Source organism: Pseudomonas sp. PF05 (assembly GCF_056521845.1).
Genome location: NZ_JBWLPW010000001.1, coordinates 815,527 through 833,310 on the forward strand (window position 1 = coordinate 815,527; position 17,784 = coordinate 833,310).

General features: G+C 54.3%; 17 protein-coding genes and 1 pseudogene. 11 read left to right on the plus strand and 7 right to left on the minus strand.

Going from position 1 to position 17,784, the window contains the following annotated elements:
• Positions 1–136: 136 nt before the first annotated feature.
• The 3 genes and pseudogenes from AC09SL_RS03610 to AC09SL_RS03620 form a co-directional block, all read left to right on the plus strand.
• A pseudogene (locus AC09SL_RS03610) lies at positions 137–899 on the plus strand (DUF3100 domain-containing protein); the annotation flags it as partial.
• Positions 900–1,422: 523 nt separating this feature from the next.
• Complete coding sequence (locus tag AC09SL_RS03615; protein WP_058545155.1) at positions 1,423–2,829, plus strand: M20 family metallopeptidase; 1,407 nt, start codon at positions 1,423–1,425, stop codon at positions 2,827–2,829.
• 356 nt (positions 2,830–3,185) lie between these two features.
• Positions 3,186–4,514, plus strand: coding sequence for a DUF3100 domain-containing protein (locus AC09SL_RS03620; RefSeq protein ID WP_058545156.1), 1,329 nt, complete (start codon positions 3,186–3,188; stop codon positions 4,512–4,514).
• Between the two features lie 90 nt (positions 4,515–4,604).
• Here the strand turns inward: AC09SL_RS03620 and AC09SL_RS03625 are convergent, their stop codons facing one another.
• Complete coding sequence (locus AC09SL_RS03625) at positions 4,605–5,480, minus strand: LysR family transcriptional regulator (RefSeq protein WP_058545157.1); 876 nt, start codon at positions 5,478–5,480, stop codon at positions 4,605–4,607.
• Positions 5,480–6,412, minus strand: coding sequence for a LysR family transcriptional regulator (locus AC09SL_RS03630; RefSeq protein WP_064106787.1), 933 nt, complete (start codon positions 6,410–6,412; stop codon positions 5,480–5,482). Before AC09SL_RS03630 ends, AC09SL_RS03625 begins: the two co-directional genes overlap by 1 nt.
• Positions 6,413–6,567: 155 nt before the next feature.
• Between AC09SL_RS03630 and AC09SL_RS03635 the strand changes: the two genes are divergently transcribed.
• Genes AC09SL_RS03635 through AC09SL_RS03660 form a run of 6 tightly spaced genes read left to right on the plus strand, consistent with a single transcriptional unit; the run spans position 6,568 to position 11,237 of the window.
• Positions 6,568–7,392 (plus strand): ABC transporter substrate-binding protein, encoded by an 825-nt coding sequence (locus AC09SL_RS03635; protein ID WP_058545158.1) that lies wholly within the window; start codon positions 6,568–6,570, stop codon positions 7,390–7,392.
• A gap of 53 nt (positions 7,393–7,445) precedes the next feature.
• A complete protein-coding gene (locus AC09SL_RS03640; RefSeq protein WP_081264390.1) occupies positions 7,446–8,147 on the plus strand; it encodes an amino acid ABC transporter permease in 702 nt (233 codons plus the stop codon).
• A gap of 2 nt (positions 8,148–8,149) precedes the next feature.
• Complete coding sequence (locus AC09SL_RS03645; RefSeq protein WP_058545159.1) at positions 8,150–8,887, plus strand: amino acid ABC transporter permease; 738 nt, start codon at positions 8,150–8,152, stop codon at positions 8,885–8,887.
• On the plus strand, positions 8,862–9,590 hold the full coding sequence (locus tag AC09SL_RS03650; protein WP_058545160.1) for an amino acid ABC transporter ATP-binding protein: 729 nt from the start codon (positions 8,862–8,864) through the stop codon (positions 9,588–9,590). Before AC09SL_RS03645 ends, AC09SL_RS03650 begins: the two co-directional genes overlap by 26 nt.
• 10 nt (positions 9,591–9,600) lie before the next feature.
• The gene (locus AC09SL_RS03655; RefSeq protein WP_058545161.1) at positions 9,601–10,875 is read left to right on the plus strand and encodes an NAD(P)/FAD-dependent oxidoreductase; all 1,275 of its coding nucleotides are present in this window, start codon (positions 9,601–9,603) and stop codon (positions 10,873–10,875) included.
• Positions 10,876–10,886: 11 nt separating this feature from the next.
• Positions 10,887–11,237: a RidA family protein gene (locus AC09SL_RS03660; RefSeq protein WP_058545162.1), complete on the plus strand. Its 351-nt coding sequence runs from the start codon at positions 10,887–10,889 to the stop codon at positions 11,235–11,237.
• A 57-nt stretch (positions 11,238–11,294) separates the two neighbouring features.
• Here the strand turns inward: AC09SL_RS03660 and AC09SL_RS03665 are convergent, their stop codons facing one another.
• The 5 genes from AC09SL_RS03665 to AC09SL_RS03685 form a co-directional block, all read right to left on the minus strand.
• On the minus strand, positions 11,295–12,080 hold the full coding sequence (locus AC09SL_RS03665; RefSeq protein WP_058545163.1) for a LamB/YcsF family protein: 786 nt from the start codon (positions 12,078–12,080) through the stop codon (positions 11,295–11,297).
• Entirely contained in the window at positions 12,077–12,520 is a 444-nt protein-coding gene (locus tag AC09SL_RS03670) for an acetyl-CoA carboxylase biotin carboxyl carrier protein (RefSeq protein WP_133247208.1), read from the minus strand. The genes AC09SL_RS03665 and AC09SL_RS03670 overlap by 4 nt, the downstream gene beginning before the upstream one ends.
• Positions 12,517–13,461 carry a 5-oxoprolinase subunit C family protein gene (locus tag AC09SL_RS03675; protein ID WP_058545164.1) on the minus strand — a complete coding sequence of 315 codons (945 nt, stop codon included), beginning with the start codon at positions 13,459–13,461 and terminating at the stop codon, positions 12,517–12,519. Before AC09SL_RS03675 ends, AC09SL_RS03670 begins: the two co-directional genes overlap by 4 nt.
• A complete protein-coding gene (gene pxpB, locus AC09SL_RS03680; protein ID WP_058545165.1) occupies positions 13,458–14,117 on the minus strand; it encodes a 5-oxoprolinase subunit PxpB in 660 nt (219 codons plus the stop codon). Before pxpB ends, AC09SL_RS03675 begins: the two co-directional genes overlap by 4 nt.
• 156 nt (positions 14,118–14,273) lie before the next feature.
• Positions 14,274–15,611, minus strand: coding sequence for an MFS transporter (locus AC09SL_RS03685; protein ID WP_064106788.1), 1,338 nt, complete (start codon positions 15,609–15,611; stop codon positions 14,274–14,276).
• A 386-nt stretch (positions 15,612–15,997) separates the two neighbouring features.
• Between AC09SL_RS03685 and AC09SL_RS03690 the strand changes: the two genes are divergently transcribed.
• Both AC09SL_RS03690 and AC09SL_RS03695 read left to right on the plus strand, forming a co-directional pair.
• The gene (locus tag AC09SL_RS03690) at positions 15,998–16,918 is read left to right on the plus strand and encodes a LysR family transcriptional regulator (protein WP_058545166.1); all 921 of its coding nucleotides are present in this window, start codon (positions 15,998–16,000) and stop codon (positions 16,916–16,918) included.
• A 191-nt stretch (positions 16,919–17,109) separates the two neighbouring features.
• A complete protein-coding gene (locus tag AC09SL_RS03695; protein WP_058545167.1) occupies positions 17,110–17,775 on the plus strand; it encodes an RraA family protein in 666 nt (221 codons plus the stop codon).
• Positions 17,776–17,784 lie beyond the last annotated feature (9 nt).

Consider the following 17,784-nt stretch of genomic DNA (forward strand, 5'->3'; position numbering starts at 1 on the left):
CCCTGTTTACCCATTTAAACAATAAATAAGCGGCACAGGAGATAATATGGACACTTCTATTGCGGGTACCTATTCCCAGAGTCACGGGCACATATTGCTCAAATTGATCGTGCTTGTGTCGGCGGTAACGGTTGGGGCTGATTTTATAGGTGCAATCAAAATCAATCTCGGTTTCGCTCAAGTTACCCTTTTACCTATGGTTTGGGCCATCTTACTTGGGGCGATTGTAGCTTCACTAGGTGCCCGCCGAACGGGCTTTCTTAGCGTGAACCGGGCGTTGCAATTTAAAGCGAGTGCTCTATTACAACCGGCATTGCTGCTTTTTACCGCGAAACTGGGCCTCATGGTCGGTGAGCATTTACCTCAAGTGGTCGATGCCGGTTGGGCTCTTGCCTTTCAGGAATTCGGGCACTTTCTGGGAACTATCATGCTCGGCCTGCCGGTTGCTTTGCTGCTTGGCATTAAGCGCGAAGCCATTGGTGCTACATTTTCGGTTGGGCGTGAGCCAAGTTTGGCGATTATTGCCGATAAGTACGGCATGAATTCACCGGAAGGATCCGGTGTATTGGCCGAGTACCTCACAGGGACAATTCTGGGAGCGGTTTTCATTGCCATATTCGCGGGATTTGTTACTTCGCTGGGTATCTTCGATCCGCGTGCATTGGCCATGGGAGCAGGCGTCGGCTCAGGCAGTATGATGGCTGCGGCCTCGGGTGCGATTGCTGCTCAACAAACCGCCGAGGTGGCGAAAGAGGTCATTACATTCGCAGCGGCCAGCAACCTGATCACAAGCTCGGTCGGCGTGTATTTCACACTGTTCATATCCTTGCCTTGTGCTGTGTGGGCCTACAATTTTCTCGAACCTCGGATTGGTCGCACTACCGTAGCTTCAACGACTAGCGTTGATCGCAAGGATGTCCCAGACGAAGGAACGCATACATTTTTTGAAAAGTGGATCACCTGGGTAGCTGTCGCTGGACTCTCATTGGTGAGTAATTGGATTCTGTACGGCGCAAGCATCCCCGAGGCTGTTCCTTGCGCGCTGATACTTTTGGGGGTGTTGTTCGCAAATGACTTGGTCATGAAGGTCGTGGGCAAACGAGTGCCTTCCGTATGTGTCGTATCCATTGTCGCGATGGTACTAACGATGCCTTGGAACCCCATATCGGAAATGGTCATACACCTTTCGAACAAACTGAACTTTCTGGCAATTACCCCCGCCATGCTGTCCATCGCTGGATTGTCACTGGCAAAGGATATTCCAGCATTCAAGCGATTGGGTTGGAGAATCGTTCTGGTCTCGCTGGTGGCGAATGCCGGCAGTTTTATCGTAGCCAGTATCGTTGCCCAAATTTTCCATTGAATCCAATGAATGGTCGCCCGGCGAAGGTGCTTTGCCGGGCGCGTCAAGGCGTGAGACTGATGAATAGAAAGAATGCACTCGAAGCTGCGCAGCGCTACTACGGAAACGGCTCCTTCATCGGAGACCTGTCACGACGAATTGCCTTTGCGACCGAGAGCCAAGAGTTCAGCCAGCGTCCGGTGTTGAGACGTTATCTTGAGGACGAAATAGGAGTGGCTCTAGCCGAAATCGGATTCAGCTACCGCCTTTGGGAAAACCCTATTGCTGAAGGGCCGCCATTCCTTTTTGCCGAACGTTCAGAACCAGGCAACTCACTGACTGTTTTGATGTATGCGCATGGGGATGTTGTCCGGGGCGATAGGGTCAATTGGACCGAAGGTCTTGATCCTTGGAAGGCCCTCGTCAAGGGAGACCGTATCTACGGTCGTGGATCGGCTGACAATAAGGGCCAGCACACGATCAATATCGGCTCTCTAGCGGCCGTGATAGGGACTCGGGCCGGGAAGTTGGGATTCAACATCAAACTGTTGATGGAAATGGGCGAGGAGGTAGGCTCACCGGGTTTGGCGGACATTGTTGAGCTGAAAAAGCAGGCGTTGCGCGCGGATCTCTTTATTGCGTCCGATGGCCCTCGATTGTCGTCAGACAAACCGACCCTCTCCCTTGGATCTCGAGGCTATGCAAACTTCAGCTTGAGCGTTCACTCGCGAGCCAAGAGCTACCATTCCGGCAATTGGGGTGGATTGTTAAGTAATCCAGCGGTGATATTGACCAATGCGCTGGCTTCGATAGTCGATAGCAACGGCGCCATCAAAGTCGAAAAGTTGTTACCTCCCGCCATTCCTCAAGAGGTCAGGGACACCCTTGCCAGCATTGAGATCAGGGCTACGGTGGACGGTCCGGCTATCGCGACAGGGTGGGGGCAGCCCGGGCTGAGCACAGCGGAAAAGCTATACGCATGGAACACTTTTGAAATCCTGGCGATCGGTTGTGCTGACGCTGAGGCTCCAGTCAATGCGATTCCTCGCTCTGCCATCGCTCACTGCCACATGCGATTTGTCGTAGGAACTGCGTACCAGTCAATCGAGACAATTCTCAGAGAACATTTGGATAACCATGGCTTCGATGGCGTTGAGATTCATATGGCGGATTCCTCGGCCGCCACTCGACTAAATCCCAATGATCCCTGGGTAGACTTTGCGGTGGCTTCAATTTCTCGCTCGGTTGGACGTGCGCCCGTAGTTCTGCCCAATATCGGTGGGTCTATCCCTAACGATATGTTTGCCCATTCCCTCGGGTTACCGACGCTGTGGATACCTCATTCCTATGCAGCCTGTGCTCAGCATGCGCCGGATGAGCACCTGTTGACCGATATTGTTCAAGAGGGGCTGAGGATAATGGCAGGGCTGTGGTGGGACTTGGGAACATTTGAATTCACATCGCGGACTCGCGGAGTAACCACGTAGTGTTTTGCGGCTTCCTGAAGTGCCGCAATCCGCGATCATGCCAGCGTTGGTCTTTTGAGCGTTCATTCTGCGGCAACGATAAACAAAATTCTTGGTATTGGTTGGACGTTATACGGGCGACATACTCGAGGCAGGCTAGTGAGTCTGGTGTTAAAAAAAATAGGTGATTCCTTATCTCGCCCCAGTACGGCGAGCTAGCGAATCTCGCATAAACCTCGCGCTGCAACACAACGCCCGCTTACGTTTGATCATCGACTAGATCGATTTGCATCTGCCCTGGGTGTCGTCGACACCCCCTGAAAACACAATAACTCTTGATTCGGCCGCCACGGCCATCAGCAGGCCAGGGGAATAATATGCAACATACCCAAACCGTGGCGCTCGGTGATAACCGAGCCGTGTCCGCTACAACAAAACTTTATATCTGGGCCGCCGTTATTCTCCTCTGCGCCGAACTGATCGGTTCGGTCAGCATTCCCTTGGGCCCCGGGAAGGTCGTGCTTCTTCCTATGGTATGGGCCTTGCTGCTTGGCGCTGCCGTAGGGATTGCCAGCAAGCGCATGCCCGGAACGATTGGTATCGATACCCGCGCTCAGGTGCGCTCCGCCTCAATCTTGCAGCCGGCTCTGCTGATTTTCATCGCCAAGCTCGGCTTGGTGGTGGGCGGGTCTTTGCCGGTGGTATTTGCGTCCGGTTGGGCCCTGGTCTTTCAGGAGTTCGGCCACTTTGTCGGCACGGTACTCCTTGGTTTGCCGGTCGCCCTGCTGCTCGGGATCAAGCGAGAGGCGGTAGGCGCGACGTTCTCTGTGGGGCGTGAGCCAAGCCTCGCAATTATTGGCGAGCGCTACGGCATGGACTCTCCCGAGGGGCGTGGCGTGCTCGCTGAGTACCTGACCGGTACGTTGTTCGGGGCGTTGTTCATTGCCATTGTTGCCGGCTTCGTCACCAGCCTGGGCATCTTCCACCCGAACTCCCTGGCCATGGGCTCGGGTATCGGCTCAGGCAGTATGATGGCAGCGGCAGCGGGTGCGATCGCCGCCCAACAAACCCCTGAGGTGGCTAAGGAAGTCATGACGCTGGCAGCAGCGTCTAACTTGATCACCACGACGATCGGCACCTATTTCACGCTATTCATTTCGCTGCCTTTGGCCGTGTGGGGTTACCGTGTCCTTGAGCCGATGATTGGGCGGACCACCAAGGCGTCTACCGCTCAGCATGGGCCGATGCACGATGAAGTCTCACTCGAGACTGTCGAGCTGGGTTGGCTTGGCAAGGTCAGCGCATGGGTGGCCGCCTGCGCGCTGGCATTGATCGCCAACTACGTGGGCTACAAGACGCTGTCGGGGGACGCGTTCGTGGGCGTGGCGCTCATGTTGTTTGCAGCGTTTGTCGGTGAGGGGGTATGTAGCCTGTTGCGCCGCAAGATTCCTGCTGTATGCATCGTCTCGCTGGTGGCGATGTTCATGACCTCTCCGCTATGCCCCTGGGCTACGGAGATTGCTCGCCTTACCAGCTCGATCAACATCCTGGCCGTCATCACTCCGATGCTGACCTTCGCAGGGCTCTCGATTGCTAAAGATATCCCGGCTTTCCGCCGTTTGGGTTGGAGGATCGTGCTGGTGTCGTTCCTGGCCAACCTCGGTACTTTCATGGGAGCGGTGATGATCGCAGAATTTTTCCATTAGCAGTGTCCGCTAGGCATGGCGTGGCGCTGCCTAGCGCCACGCGCAGCCCTGGCGCTGTTCTACCGCAGCAACGCCGGCTGCTATTGGACCTCAACAGCATTTCTTCGCCAAATCAGCGATCGCGTAGCCTAACGCCGCGTGATTCTGTCGCATGAATGCTGCGTAGTATTTGACCGATGGTGCTGGAGGATCTGTTACGAGTACCTCCAGTTTTCCTGAATCGATTTCTGACTGGAAAAGCTCCTTGGGCATGCAGCTCGTTCCCAGGCCGGCACAGACAAGTCCCTTCAGCGCAAATAGGCTGTTGCTGCCGTAAACCCGATCGAAATCCACACCGGCTTCGGCAAATATGGCCTCGCAGCGAATGGTCAACGCCGAGAGAGGCCCTTGCAGGATGATAGGCACCTTCGCCAGTTCCGGGATGGTGACTACCCGTCCCGAAATCGGACTCCCCGGAGTGGTCAGCCAGGCGAAATCCACATTCTGTAGGTAGAGTGAGGCCATTGCGGGGGTCAAGTACTCCTCCGTGAGCACGACAATATCAAGCTGGCCACTGAGAAGCTTTTCCTGAAGAGTGGCAGACATGTCGACCTCCGGATGTACCGCCACATCGGGGTAAACCGCCTTGACCCGCTCGACGAATGAAGTGAACCACGTCAGCGTGGCCAGCTCTGTGATGCCCATCCGGACTGTGCGAGCCACGCGGGAGGCGGATTTGCGCAGCTCGTCCAGTTTCCAGAAGGCTTGCAGCAGGTCTTCTGAGGTAGCAAGCACTTCTCTACCTTTGGCCGTGAGATTGTTCTTCTGCCCGTTCTCCTCAAAAAGTGCAGAAGAAGACTGGCGTTCAAGTTCTTGTAGACGTTTCGTCGCGGCGGATTGTGTGATGAAGAGTTTGCTGGCGGCCCGGTTCAGCGTGCCCAGTTTAGTGGTCCAGTAGAAGGTTTCGATTTGCTTTAAGTTAGCCATTACTGATTCCTTTTTTGGGCTGGGCCAGCAGTCGCCCCCATGAAAGCCTCTGTGAATTGACACGTGGCTTTGGCGATCTGGACGACAGCTCGATAGAAAGGGCTATAGGTGTCTGCCCGAACCAAGGCAACGTAATTCACTGTGGGTAATGGCGGGACCGTCTGGATCTCGCATAGCCTTCCGGCGTCAACGAACCCGGAAGCAATGCAGTGGGGAAGGTAGCTGATGCCCAGGCCAGAGATCGTGAGACCGACCAAGGCAACCAGGCTATTGCTGGGGATCAAGCTCACCGGTTTCAGGTTCTGGGTAGAAAGCCACTCCTCCATCAATACGCCTGAACCGGACAGGTTGCCTTGGGCCAATAGGGTGAAATGGCTGAGCTCCGTCAACTCTACCTCGCCTTCAGGCGGCGCCAGCGAGGGTGCCGCATACCAGCCATTGACGACTTCGCCGAGAGGTGACTTGATTACTCCGTTGTGGCTGAATGCGTCAGGTACGACGATTAGATCCAGCTGGCCATTGATCAGGTTGTCCTTGAGCCGCACGCTCAGCTCAACTTCAGGCTCGACTCTCACCCTCGGGTATTTTTCCGCCATGGTCGCGACGAATCGAGGTAACCAGGTGAGCGCGCTCAGTTCGGTGATGCCGATGCGTAAATGTCGGCTTAATACCTCGTTGCTCATCAAGCTGCTTTCCAGCACGTCATATTGCAGGAGCACTTTGCGTGCTTGATCTATGACCTCGCCTGCCTCGAATGTGATTCTTGCCGCTCGGCTCGACCTGTCAAAAAGCGCGAAGCCAAACCACTCCTCCAGATCTTGAATCTGTCGCGACACCGCCGATTGTGCGATGCCTAATCGCTGAGCGGCGGCTTCGAAGGTACCCAGGTCTACGATCGCTACCAAGGCGCGGAGCTGTTTGAGCGTGGCCATAAGATTATCCATGCGAATTTGGAATGTTTTTAGTTCATAAAATATCCCTTTGTCTACTTTATTTTAAGCGGTACAAATGAGTCACCGAGCACCCCCGACAAGAAAGCTCGAGCGAAAGAATTTTCAATCTGCTCACATAAATACGAGGGTTCACCATGAAGTTTTCCTCCCTAGGCCCAATTGCAGCACTCGCGCTGCTCGCAGCGTCTTTTAGTGCCGCCGCTCACGCCGATCAGCTTGCTGAAATCAAATCTCGCGGGACCCTCGTATGTGGGGTTTTAAGTACGCTCGATCCGTTTGGCTATATGGATCCGAACACGCGTGAAGTGGTCGGCTACGATGTCGATTTCTGCAAGGGTGTCGCGAAGCAGTTGGGCGTGAAGCCGGAGCTGCGTCAGTTGTCTCTCGATGCACGTATCCCGGAGCTTAGCCAGGGACGTGTCGATGTACTGGCCGCAGTACTGGGGTACACACCTGCGCGTGCCAGCCAGATTGCCTTTTCCGATGCTTATTTTCTTTCTCTGCAAAAACTTGCAGTGCAGCAAGACAGTGGCTTGAACGCGTTGGCAGACCTGAACGATAAGCGGATCAGCTCAATCAAGGGATCCAGTACCCAGAATTTTGTGAGGGCAACCATCCCTGGGGCCAAGATCGTCAGTTATGACGATGCACCCTCAGCCTTTATGGCGCTGACGCAGCGCAAGGTGGATGGGTTTGGATTGACCGAGGCAATGCTTCGTCGATTCATCATCAAGTTGGGACCAGAGGCTACACTGAAAGTTATCGACGCTCCTTTGGGGCAGGAGCAATGGGGGCTTGGAATCAAGAAGGATGAGCCTCAGTTGCTAGCAGCCGTCAATACAGCGCTCAATAAAATGGAAGAGTCGGGCGAGGCCCAGGCGATTTTTGACAAGTGGTTGGGCAAGGACAGCGTCTACCATATGGAGCGCACTTTCAAAATCGAGCCGATCAAGCCCTGATCTCCTTTCGGTCGCGTAGCCGGGGCGAAAGCCCCGTGCTCGGAGAAGCCCCCGTGCCTGATTTTTTCAAGTCTGTCTTATTGTTGTTCAATGCGCCTTATGGAGAAATTTTACTTCAGGGAATTCTGCTCACAACATGGCTGACTTTGTTTAGCTTCGTCCTGGCGGTGATACTAGGAACCTGTCTTGCGATGTTGCGGGTGTCCGGAAACTCATTTTGCGAGCGTCTGGTCGCAGCCTACGTTTCCTATCAGCAAAACGTGCCAATGTTGGTTCATATACTGCTTTGGTATTTTGGTGTGTCGAATGTGCTTCCCATGTTCATGCAGGACTCGCTTAATTATTTTGGATCAGAGTTCATCTATCCTGCTATCGCCATTGGGTTGTGCATGGCTGCCTATTATTCCGAAGATATTCGCAGTGGCTTGCGAGCCATCCCTCATGGCCAGCATGAGGCATCGCGGTCTCTTGGATTGAGTTATTTAAAGTCCATGCGCTACGTGGTAATTCCACAGGCGTTAAGAATATGTGCTCCTCCCTTCATCAATCACACCGTGCTGCTGTTTAAGAACACCAGTTTGGCGATGGCGGTAGGGGCTGCGGAAATGACGTATGCAGTGCGTGATATTGAAAATCAGACCTTTCTCACCTTTCAAGCGTATTCCATCGCAACCTTGTTTTATTTGGTGGTGTCGCTGGCGCTGATGGCGTTGGGAAGCTACGTCGCTCATCGCACCCGCATTCCGACGAGGTAGGTATGTTCGAAATTATTGCGAATAACTGGCAACAGCTATTGGTCGGGCAATATCCTCAAGGGCCATTGGGCGGCTTGGCATTGACGATGATACTGTCGGTACTCGGGCTCGTCATTGCGTTCCCGCTGAGTGTGGTGCTGGCGTTCTGTCGGATATCACCCTACAAAGTGCTGAATATCCCTGCGACGATCCTGGTTTATGTCGTCCGCGGCTTACCGTTGGTGATGCTTGTATTCTGGAGCTATTTTCTTGTTCCGGTGTTGGTAGGCCAAAGTGTAAGTGGATTCACTGCATTAATTTGTACATTGGTGATTTACGAGGCGGCCTACCTTTCTGAAGTGGTCAGGGCGGGTATTCAATCCATTCCTGAGGGGCAAGTCGAGGCCGCACGTTCACTGGGCATGAGTTACAGGAAGACAATGCTAAAAGTTGTTCTTCCCCAAGCGCTATATAACATGGTTCCCAGTTTGATCAGTCAATTTGTCTCTCTCGTCAAGGAGACTTCGATTGGGTATGTTATCAGCGTTCAGGAAATCACATTCTCGGCCAACCAAATCAATACTCAGTTGCTCACGAAGCCATTTGAGGTTTTTGCAATCCTGGCGCTTACCTATTACATCCTGTGCTTCTGTCTGACACAGCTTGCAAAGTGGGCTGAACGGCGAACTACGCAAAAACGTTTAGGTTTAAGATCTCCGAAGGGGGGTGAAATAAATGATCAAATTCTCGAAAGTCAATAAGTGGTATGGCGAATATCAGGCCCTTGTCGAGGTGACCGCCGCAGTTGCGCAGGGTGAGGTTGTCGTTGTATGTGGTCCCTCGGGTTCGGGTAAGTCGACACTGATCAGAACGGTTAATCGATTAGAAGAGATCCAGAAAGGCAGCATTCATTTAAATGGACAAGATATACATGCCAAGGGCCTGGACCTTAATACCTTTCGAACCCAAGTCGGCTTTGTGTTCCAGCAATTCAATCTGTTTCCGCACTTATCGGTCGTGGAGAATATTTGCCTGGCCCCATTAACGGTGCGTCATCAAAGCAAAGCAGAGGCTAAATCGAAAGCCATGTCGCTTTTGGAGCGTGTGGGCTTGGCTCATAAGGCTGAGGCTTACCCACAACAACTTTCTGGTGGACAACAACAACGTGTCGCCATTGCCAGGGCGCTGGCAATGGATCCCCCTGTGATGTTGTTCGATGAGCCTACCAGTGCGCTCGATCCGGAAATGGTAGGGGAGGTATTGGCCGTGATGAAGGAGTTGGCCAGGGATGGGATGACCATGGTGTGCGTAACCCACGAGATGAATTTCGCCCGTGAGGTTGCAGACCGAATCTGGTTCATGGACAAGGGAGCGATTTTGGAGGAGGCGAAGCCTGCCGTGTTCTTCTCAGCGCCTGAACACCCGCGTGCGCAGGCTTTCATTTCGGATTTGCGCAACCACTGAGAGTCATCCAATGAGCGTCACATGTGATTCAGACGGGCGAGATGTCGTGGTTGTAGGCGCGGGGATTGTTGGATTGTCCATCGCCCTTAGACTTCAACTAGAGGGTTGTAGGGTGACGATAGTTGACCATAACGAACCCATGACCGGCTGTTCTGCGGGGAATGCCGGTTACTTTTCAGAAGCGAATATATTTCCGCCGGCAACGCCGGATCTCCTTCTTCAATTGCCCCGGCTGCTGTTCTCGAAAGAAGGGCCTCTCGTGATCAAGCCGGCTTATCTGGGGCGCATGATCCCTTGGTCAATGCGCGCGGTGAGCGTGTTGAAACCCGGTCCCTATGCGAAGGTGATGAACGCGCTTTCGAGCTTGATCACCCGGTCTCAGGACAGTATCAACGAGCTCGCCAGTGCTACGGGTGCTGCTCATCTCATTACCCGTAACGGCGGACTGCATGTATACCGCTCTGAGGAAGCACTCAAGGCAAAGCTCAAGGCGCTGCCCAATTGGGAAAAACAGGGTATTCCGGTCGAAGTTCTGGATGGTCCACAGGTGCGCGCCTTGGAGCCCGCTCTTGCGAGCAATGTCATCGGCGGCCTTTATTTTCCTCGATCGGGTCGGTGCAGCGATCCCAAGGAGCTTGGACTTCACTATTTCAGGTATTTGATCGAGAAGGGCGCGAAGTTCCTGCGGTCCACCAACCTCGGAGTGGAAAGGGACATGAATGGCATGCTTGAGGTTGTGCTGTCGGGTCAGCGACTGACGGCTGCCAAGGTGATTATTTCTACCGGACATGCCGCTGACAAACTGCTGCAGGGGTTTGGTTACAAATCCGCTCTGGTTGCTGAGCGCGGATATCATCTGATGTTGGCTGATCCAGGCGTGAGCCTGAGTCGCCCGATCGTATTTGGAGAGGCGTATTTTGCCGCTACGCCGATGGACCGAGGGCTTCGGTTCGCGGGTACAGCTGAATTCTGCCGTCCGGATGCACCGCCGGACATGCAGCGATCATACATGCTTCAACAGTTGGCGAAGCAATACCTCCCCAGTCTTACCAGTACCGCGGGGCAACCGTGGATGGGGGTACGGCCCTCGCTGCCGGATGGCCTGCCAGCGATAGGCCAAGTGGCTGGGCAGCCGGGTCTGTTCTACGCCTTTGGGCACGCACACAACGGGCTGACGACATCCGCCGTCACTGCGCAATGCGTAGCGTCTCTAGTGCTGAGGCAGCAGTCGCCTGTTGATCTCAGGCCTTTCGACTATAACCGCTTCGGCCATTCGGCTTTCTAGGATATTGATAAATGCCTACTATCGAGCGTTTCGAGCAGAACTCTATTAATGCGCGTGTCGTGCGCGCCAACGGCTTTGTTTTTGTTGGCGGTCAGACTCCAGACGATCTCGCCCAGGATATCGCGGGCCAAACGGTCCAAGTGCTGAAAAAGATCGACCATTATCTTGAATCAGTAGGGCTGGATAAGACCCGGATCGTATCGGCTCAGGTATGGGTGAAGGATATAGCTCGCGACTTTGACGCAATGAACGCGGTTTGGGCGGCATGGGTACCACAGGGACACGTACCTGCACGGGCAACGGTTGAAGCGAACTTACGGTATGAGGATATGCTGGTTGAGATAGCGGTCACCGCGGTTTGACCATTAATGCTCTTCGCCGCAAAGCGCTTTGAAGGATAAAGCGCTCCTTGCACTGTGCTAGTTGTGCTGCAGGCCTTTTCGTTCGGTGAGCGGCTGGAGTGTCCAACCATTCGCCTGCAGGCAATGCTTGACCGCAGCGGCCATCTCTACGGCCTCTGGCGAGTCGCCGTGCACACAAATGCTATCGATTTTTACCGGCAGGCGGGTCCCGGTTACCGTGGTGATATGATTCGTCTCGATCATCTCCAGTACCCGCCGCGCCGCGATCTCCGGATCATGAATTACCGCCCCAGGCAGCTTGCGAGACAGAAGGTACCCACTTTCGTCATAAGCACGATCCGCAAAGATTTCCCGCGCCACCCTCAGGCCTGCTCGTTCGGCCACACGCTCCGTGAGGCTATAGGGCGGGATGACGAAGATCATGTCAGGATCCACTGCCTGTACAGCATTAACAATCGCTTGAGAGAGTCCTTCGTCCACCGCCGCCATGTTTCCAAGCGCTCCATGCGCTTTGAAGTGTGTCACCCGGCCCCCATGAAGCTTGGTGACAGCCTGCAGAGCCCCTATTTGGTAGGCGATGATCTGCTCGATGTCTGCGGGCAATTGCCCAGGGATCTGGCGGCGGCCAAAGCCCCATAAGTCCATAAAGCCTGGATGCGCGCCGATGCCGACGTTTTCCTTTAAAGCCTGGGTGACGGTATCTCTCATCACGAGAGGATCACCCGCGTGAAAACCGCATGCCACATTGGCTGATGTCACGATCTCTAGAAGCGCGGCGTCGTTTCCCATGGTGTACGGGCCGTAGCTTTCCCCCATGTCCGAATTTAAATCGATGAATTTCATTCATTCGCTCCTTGGCAACGCAGTTTGAATAAGGCTGCGCCGTAATCAACGGTCGTGCCTGGTTCCACCAGCACCTCTTGAATAATCCCCTCAAAACGGCTGATGACGGGGAAAAGCAGGAATCCAATTTGAATGAAACCGACCGTTTCCCCTGCCGTCACAGTGCGGCCTTGACCGTATTTGTCATAGCGCCTTGCCGGATGAAAGGGTAGAAAGCTTCCGATTCCTGGACTGTCAATCACAGGGGAGGGGGCTGCTTCTGAGAGCTGCGGTGGCGGTGGCCGTGACGATGGTGTGGCCGCGGTTACCGGCAATGGTTGTTGAGGGAGAATTGCCTTTTTGACAAGCCGAACGCTGAGCCTCGTGCTATGCAGTTCGAGTTCGTTCATGTGACTGGCGGCAAACGTTCGGCACAGACCTCTGATCTTCGTAAAACTCATGGGCACATGGCTCCTCGAAGCATTGAAAGCCGATCCAGGTAATCCTGTTCATCCGCTTCCGCTTCGGCAGCCTCATCAATGGAGCAATGCCGAAACTTTATGGTTCTGCCGGGCGCGGATTGCGCGACAAGCCTCAGATCGCTTGATATCACCGAGCCTAACCGGGGATATCCACCAGTTGTCTGGGCATCAGCAAGCAGTACGATGGGTTGTCCACTCGGTGGTAGCTGGATCAAACCTGGCAAGACACCATAGGAAAGCAGTTCGATATGACTGACAAACTGAATCAGCGGTCCCTCCAGCCGGAAACCAATCCTGCTGCTTTGTCTGGATATGGTCCAGGCTGCCTCGCAAAAGGAACGCACATGCGCCTGGGGTAACTGGTCCATTTCAAATCCCGGTACAAACCGGATGACATTACTGTCAGGCAGCCCCGGTGGTGAGGCGCCAAAACTGTAGTGTGTCTCAGATGATCGGTCGCGCCGTATGGCGAGCCGGTCACCGGCTACAAGTGTCCGGCCGTGATGCCCACCGAATCCGCCTTTCAGATCAGTGCTGGCGGATTTCAATACTGTTTCGACATCGAGCCTCCCAGCGAAAGTGAGGTATCCGATACCACCTTCAGGCCCAGATTCAATTCGCAGTATTTGTCCCGCGTGACCAGTCGTTCTCCACCACGGAGGAAGTTCTTTGCCATCCAGCAGGGCCTTGCTAGTTGTGCCCGTCACGGCAAATGCCTGAGTCGTCAGAAAACGTATCTCGATAGGGAATATCAGTATCTCAATGGCCGGCGTGTTGGCCTCGTTTCCCAGCAGCGTATTCCCTACCTGAAAGGCGAGGGCGTCAAGCGCACCTGAAGAACCCACCCCCAGTTTCCGATGACCAAATCGTCCTAGATCTTGCACGCTACACCCAGGCATGCACTTCAAAATTTCGATCATGCTGTGATACCCAGGATTTCAAACCTCACCGTATCGCCCGGAGCAAGCAGCGCCGGAGGCGTGATACGGTGATCGAAGAACACCGTATCGGTCGTGCCTATCAAATTCCAACCGCTAGGCAAGGTGGCCGCAGTGACCCCGGTCTGGCTGCCACCTATGGCCACAGTGCCCTTGCTGACACTGGCTCTTGACTCCGCGCGACGGGGTATATGCAGTTGCGGATCTAGCCCGCCCAGATAAGCAAAACCTGGATGAGCCCCCAGGCAAAAGACGGTGTACTCGGCCATTGCGTGGCGCTTCACGAATGCGTCGATCGGCAGGCCCGCATAATGTGCTGCTTGAGCGAGATCAGCTCCGCCGTCACCGCCATAATGGACACCGATAGTAACGGTAGAGGTGATTCGTGCCTGGTTTTGCTCAGCGCATTGGTCCCAAAGCTCTGATAGCAGTGGAAGGGCGTTTTCCCTTGCGCCTACGGAGTCAAGGATCAGCAGCAGGTTGTTCATACCTGACACGGTTTCGACCAAGCCTGAGAGGCAGCGGCAGGCTGTGTCCAAAGACCAGTAGATCCTCTGCATCCCGATAGAAGCCTGACCTTGTTGGGACTCGATCAGAATCCCTCGCGTGCCCATGCGGTGATATTTTGGAGCGTTCATCGTGCCTCGCGTTGAGCGCCAGATCTGAGCTGAGCAATCACTTGATTGCCTCATCGGCGATGCGGTCTGGCGACTTGTTTTAGAGAGAAGCGGTAGTTGATTTCATGACCGAGATTCAAACCCATGGCGCTGGCCGAGGCTTGCCAAGCGGCTTGCTCATGAACTGATATGTTCCAGCGGTTGTTTGCGAGTTTCTTTCCCGACAAACGCGATGATTAAAGCGAAAGCCAAAAGCACCGCGCCCACTATTCCAATCACCAGCCTAATGCCTCCCGCCGCGAATATCGCGGGGATCGCAAAGGGGATCATTGTCGCCACTAGCCTTGCGACGGCACTGCACGTGCCGGTTCCTCGCATCCGAAGCCGGGTTGGGAAAAGTTCGGACAAGTAGATGGCTTGCCCTACGACAACGACGGTATAAATCGACGATATGAGAAGGAAACCTACGCCGATCAGAGTGGCTTCATCCGTCAAAGATACGTAGACGGCAGCTAAAACAGCCGCGCAAATGGCCGCGCAGACGAGGATGGGTTTTCTACCCACCCGGTCGACCAAAAGTAGAGCGATCAGGCCTCCTACAGGCCCGCCAAAACTCATGATTGTGTTCCACTGCAGCGACTTCACGATGCCAAGCCCCTGCTGAACAAAGAACGAAGGCAACCAACTGACGAGACCGTACAGGCAAATCTGGATAGTGATCATGATGGATATGCCCACCACCATCTTGGAGCGTTGACCTCTTTGGAAGAGATCCCCGATGGTTGCCGTCTCGATGGCTGCCGCCGGCCCGGTGGGATGTGAAGGAGCGAGAGGGGCAACGTTCATCGATTTTTCCACCGAGGAGACAATTGCATCCGCTTCGTCAAATCTGCCTTTGGATGCGAGCCAGCGTGGAGACTCCGGCATGGACTTTCGCAGTCCCCAGATGATCAGCGCTGCGACGCCCGCTATGCCAAACATCCACCGCCAACCCAGGTTTGGTATGACCCACAGCGCACAGGCACCAGCGACGAACAAGGCGGACTGGGCAATAAAAGACAAGAATGCAACGAGCCGGCCGCGCTTCGCGGGTGGAACGAACTCGCTCAATGTGGCAAACCCCAGAACCAGTTCGCCCCCCAAGCCTATGCCCATCAGAAAACGCAAGCCGATCAAGACGTACATGTTTGGAGAGAGCGCGGCGGCTAAGGATGCAAGGCCGAAAATCGCCAGGTTGATCTGGTAGCAATAGCGCCGGCCAATCCGATCGCCAAGGATTCCGGAGGTCCAAGCACCAATAATGAATCCCATGAAGGTCGCTGAAATAAACCAAGCATTCAGCTGCGTGGTGCTCCACTGTTCCGCCAGAAGTGCTCCCAGCACGCTGCCCGCCAAGGCGAGTTCAAAGGAGTCGAGAAACAAGCCCGCGCCGATCATGAAAATCAGCCGGTAGTGAAAACGCCCGACCGGGAGTCGATCCAGTCTGCTGGCAATACTGAGCTCGGAATGCTTCATGCGCTTACTCGTCAATGAGTGGTTGGGCTTTGCTTACGATCGCCCGGTTGCGGCAGAAAATTCAGTTTTGATGTGTTGAGTTGGTCGCAGCGGCGCGGGTCTCAACGAGCGGTGTTCGGTGCTGGTGGTGCATTTTTGCCCTGCCAGTGTTTGTTGTTTTGTGGATAGTACGATGGGGTCGTGAGTCATTTAAGCGATATTTAGTGATCGCTCCAATTCACTTTTTTTCATGTTTTAAAGCGGCTGCGCTGTTGCCATCGGAGTTGCGGTGCTGTTCGGTAGCGAGCAAGCGTTTTGCTCATTCAGAAGGACCCGGCATTGCGGGAACGGAACTTTAGAGATAGTTTCGAGGTTCGTATCTTCACTTTTATTCATGAGGTTTTTCAGTGATCACGTTCAAGCAGCTCGAGGCCATTTACTGGATTGTTGAGTTAGGTAGCTTCGAATCTGCGTCGACGAAGCTGAACATGTCTCAGTCGGCAATTTCCAAACGAATACAGGAGATGGAGGAGGCCTTTGATACCCCCATTTTTGACCGAACGAAACGCAGTGCTCGACTGACCGAAAAGGGAACGGAGCTTTTCGAGTACGCGGCCGAAATGCTCCGTCAACGTGACTATCTTTTGGAGCGCATCAGCTCCAAACAGGTTCTGGTCAGGCGTTTCAGGCTTGGCGTAACGGAACTTACGGCACTGACCTGGCTGCCGGCGCTGATCGAGAGTATTCGAGATGCATATCCCATGGTCGCCCTGGAGCCATCTGTCGAACTTAGCTCGGAACTGTTCAAGAAATTGGAGGCGGATCAACTCGACCTCATCATCATCCCGGACGTCTTCAGCGATGCGAGATTTGTGTCGACACCGCTCAAAACGGTAGAAAATGCCTGGATGAGTGCTCCACACCTCTTCGATCGTCCCTGCCCAGTCGATTTACAGGAGTTGGCCTCATTCACTGTGCTGACGCAGGGAGGGAGTTCTGGAACGGGGCTGATCTATGACCGATGGTTTGCCCAGCATAATGTGCGCTTCAATCGCGCTATCACCAGTAACTATCTGGTCGCCCAGGTGGGGCTCACGCTGTCAGGACTTGGTATCAGCTATCTCCCCAAGGAATGCTTGGCCCCATTATTGGAGCAAGGCCTGCTCAGGGTGATCGAGACACGGCCAGGGCTGCCGCAAGTGCGTTACGCGGCGTTGCACCGTGCCGACCGATTGCTGGGACTAAGCGTGGAGGTGGCGCGACTGGCCGCGCAAACCTGCGATTTCGGGACAATGCTTCTGCAGGGGCGTCACTCAGTCGTGGGTTGATAGCAGCGCGTGCGCTGCCTGTCCTTCGACTCGCCATGCGCGACGCAACGAGATTTTCTTTCCAAACTGGCGCAATGTTTCATCACTATAAGCGATGTTTTTTGATCGCTAAATATCGCTAAAAGTATTTGTTTGCCTTCCATAAGATTAATGGGCAGCCCTAGGGCTCCCACCTTATCCGGAGGTTTCTCATGTCATTGCCAGGTACTCGTATTCTTCCTTCTCCTGCGCTCGCTTCTTCAGAAACGATCGAATCCTTTCGCAGCGTTGTAACGCCTCATATCAGTGACAACCTGGGTCGTCACATTGGTGCCCGCGGGCTCAATCGATACAACCGGACGGGCAAGCTGGTGGGAACCGCGCTGACAGTTAAAACCCGACCGGGCGACAACCTTTACATTTATAAAGCGCTCACGATGATCGAACCGGGCCACGTGTTAGTTATCGACGCGCAAGGCGACGAGACCAACGCAGTCATCGGTGAACTGATCAAGCTCTACGCAGCACAACGGGGCTGCGTAGGCTTTATCGTAGACGGGGCGATCCGTGATGTAGCCGCTTTCGAAAACACGCCGCTATACGCCCGCAGCGTCGTGCATTGCGGTCCGTACAAGAGCGGTCCAGGTGAGATTAACGTGCCTGTTTCTATTGGCGGCATGATCGTAAACCCAGGTGACATCGTTGTGGGAGACGAAGATGGCTTCGTTGCTTTTTCCCAGGCAGACGCACCTGAAGTGCTGCGCAAGGCGAAACAGCACGAGGCCCATGAAGAAGAAGTTAAAGCCGAAATCGCCAGCGGTGAGGTTTATCAGGCGTGGCTTGATAAAGTGCTGAAAAACAACGGTTTGGCTGGATAAGGGGGCAGG

Bases quoted from the DNA above. Each gene is read 5' to 3' on its own strand.
- AC09SL_RS03615 (WP_058545155.1), top strand. From the start codon at position 1,423: ATGAATAGAAAGAATGCACTCGAAGCTGCGCAGCGCTACTACGGAAAC.
- AC09SL_RS03620 (WP_058545156.1), top strand. From the start codon at position 3,186: ATGCAACATACCCAAACCGTGGCGCTCGGTGATAACCGAGCCGTGTCC.
- AC09SL_RS03625 (WP_058545157.1), bottom strand. From the start codon at position 5,480: ATGGCTAACTTAAAGCAAATCGAAACCTTCTACTGGACCACTAAACTG.
- AC09SL_RS03630 (WP_064106787.1), bottom strand. From the start codon at position 6,412: ATGGCCACGCTCAAACAGCTCCGCGCCTTGGTAGCGATCGTAGACCTG.
- AC09SL_RS03635 (WP_058545158.1), top strand. From the start codon at position 6,568: ATGAAGTTTTCCTCCCTAGGCCCAATTGCAGCACTCGCGCTGCTCGCA.
- AC09SL_RS03645 (WP_058545159.1), top strand. From the start codon at position 8,150: ATGTTCGAAATTATTGCGAATAACTGGCAACAGCTATTGGTCGGGCAA.
- AC09SL_RS03650 (WP_058545160.1), top strand. From the start codon at position 8,862: ATGATCAAATTCTCGAAAGTCAATAAGTGGTATGGCGAATATCAGGCC.
- AC09SL_RS03655 (WP_058545161.1), top strand. From the start codon at position 9,601: ATGAGCGTCACATGTGATTCAGACGGGCGAGATGTCGTGGTTGTAGGC.
- AC09SL_RS03660 (WP_058545162.1), top strand. From the start codon at position 10,887: ATGCCTACTATCGAGCGTTTCGAGCAGAACTCTATTAATGCGCGTGTC.
- AC09SL_RS03665 (WP_058545163.1), bottom strand. From the start codon at position 12,080: ATGAAATTCATCGATTTAAATTCGGACATGGGGGAAAGCTACGGCCCG.
- AC09SL_RS03670 (WP_133247208.1), bottom strand. From the start codon at position 12,520: ATGAGTTTTACGAAGATCAGAGGTCTGTGCCGAACGTTTGCCGCCAGT.
- AC09SL_RS03675 (WP_058545164.1), bottom strand. From the start codon at position 13,461: ATGATCGAAATTTTGAAGTGCATGCCTGGGTGTAGCGTGCAAGATCTA.
- pxpB (WP_058545165.1), bottom strand. From the start codon at position 14,117: ATGAACGCTCCAAAATATCACCGCATGGGCACGCGAGGGATTCTGATC.
- AC09SL_RS03685 (WP_064106788.1), bottom strand. From the start codon at position 15,611: ATGAAGCATTCCGAGCTCAGTATTGCCAGCAGACTGGATCGACTCCCG.
- AC09SL_RS03695 (WP_058545167.1), top strand. From the start codon at position 17,110: ATGTCATTGCCAGGTACTCGTATTCTTCCTTCTCCTGCGCTCGCTTCT.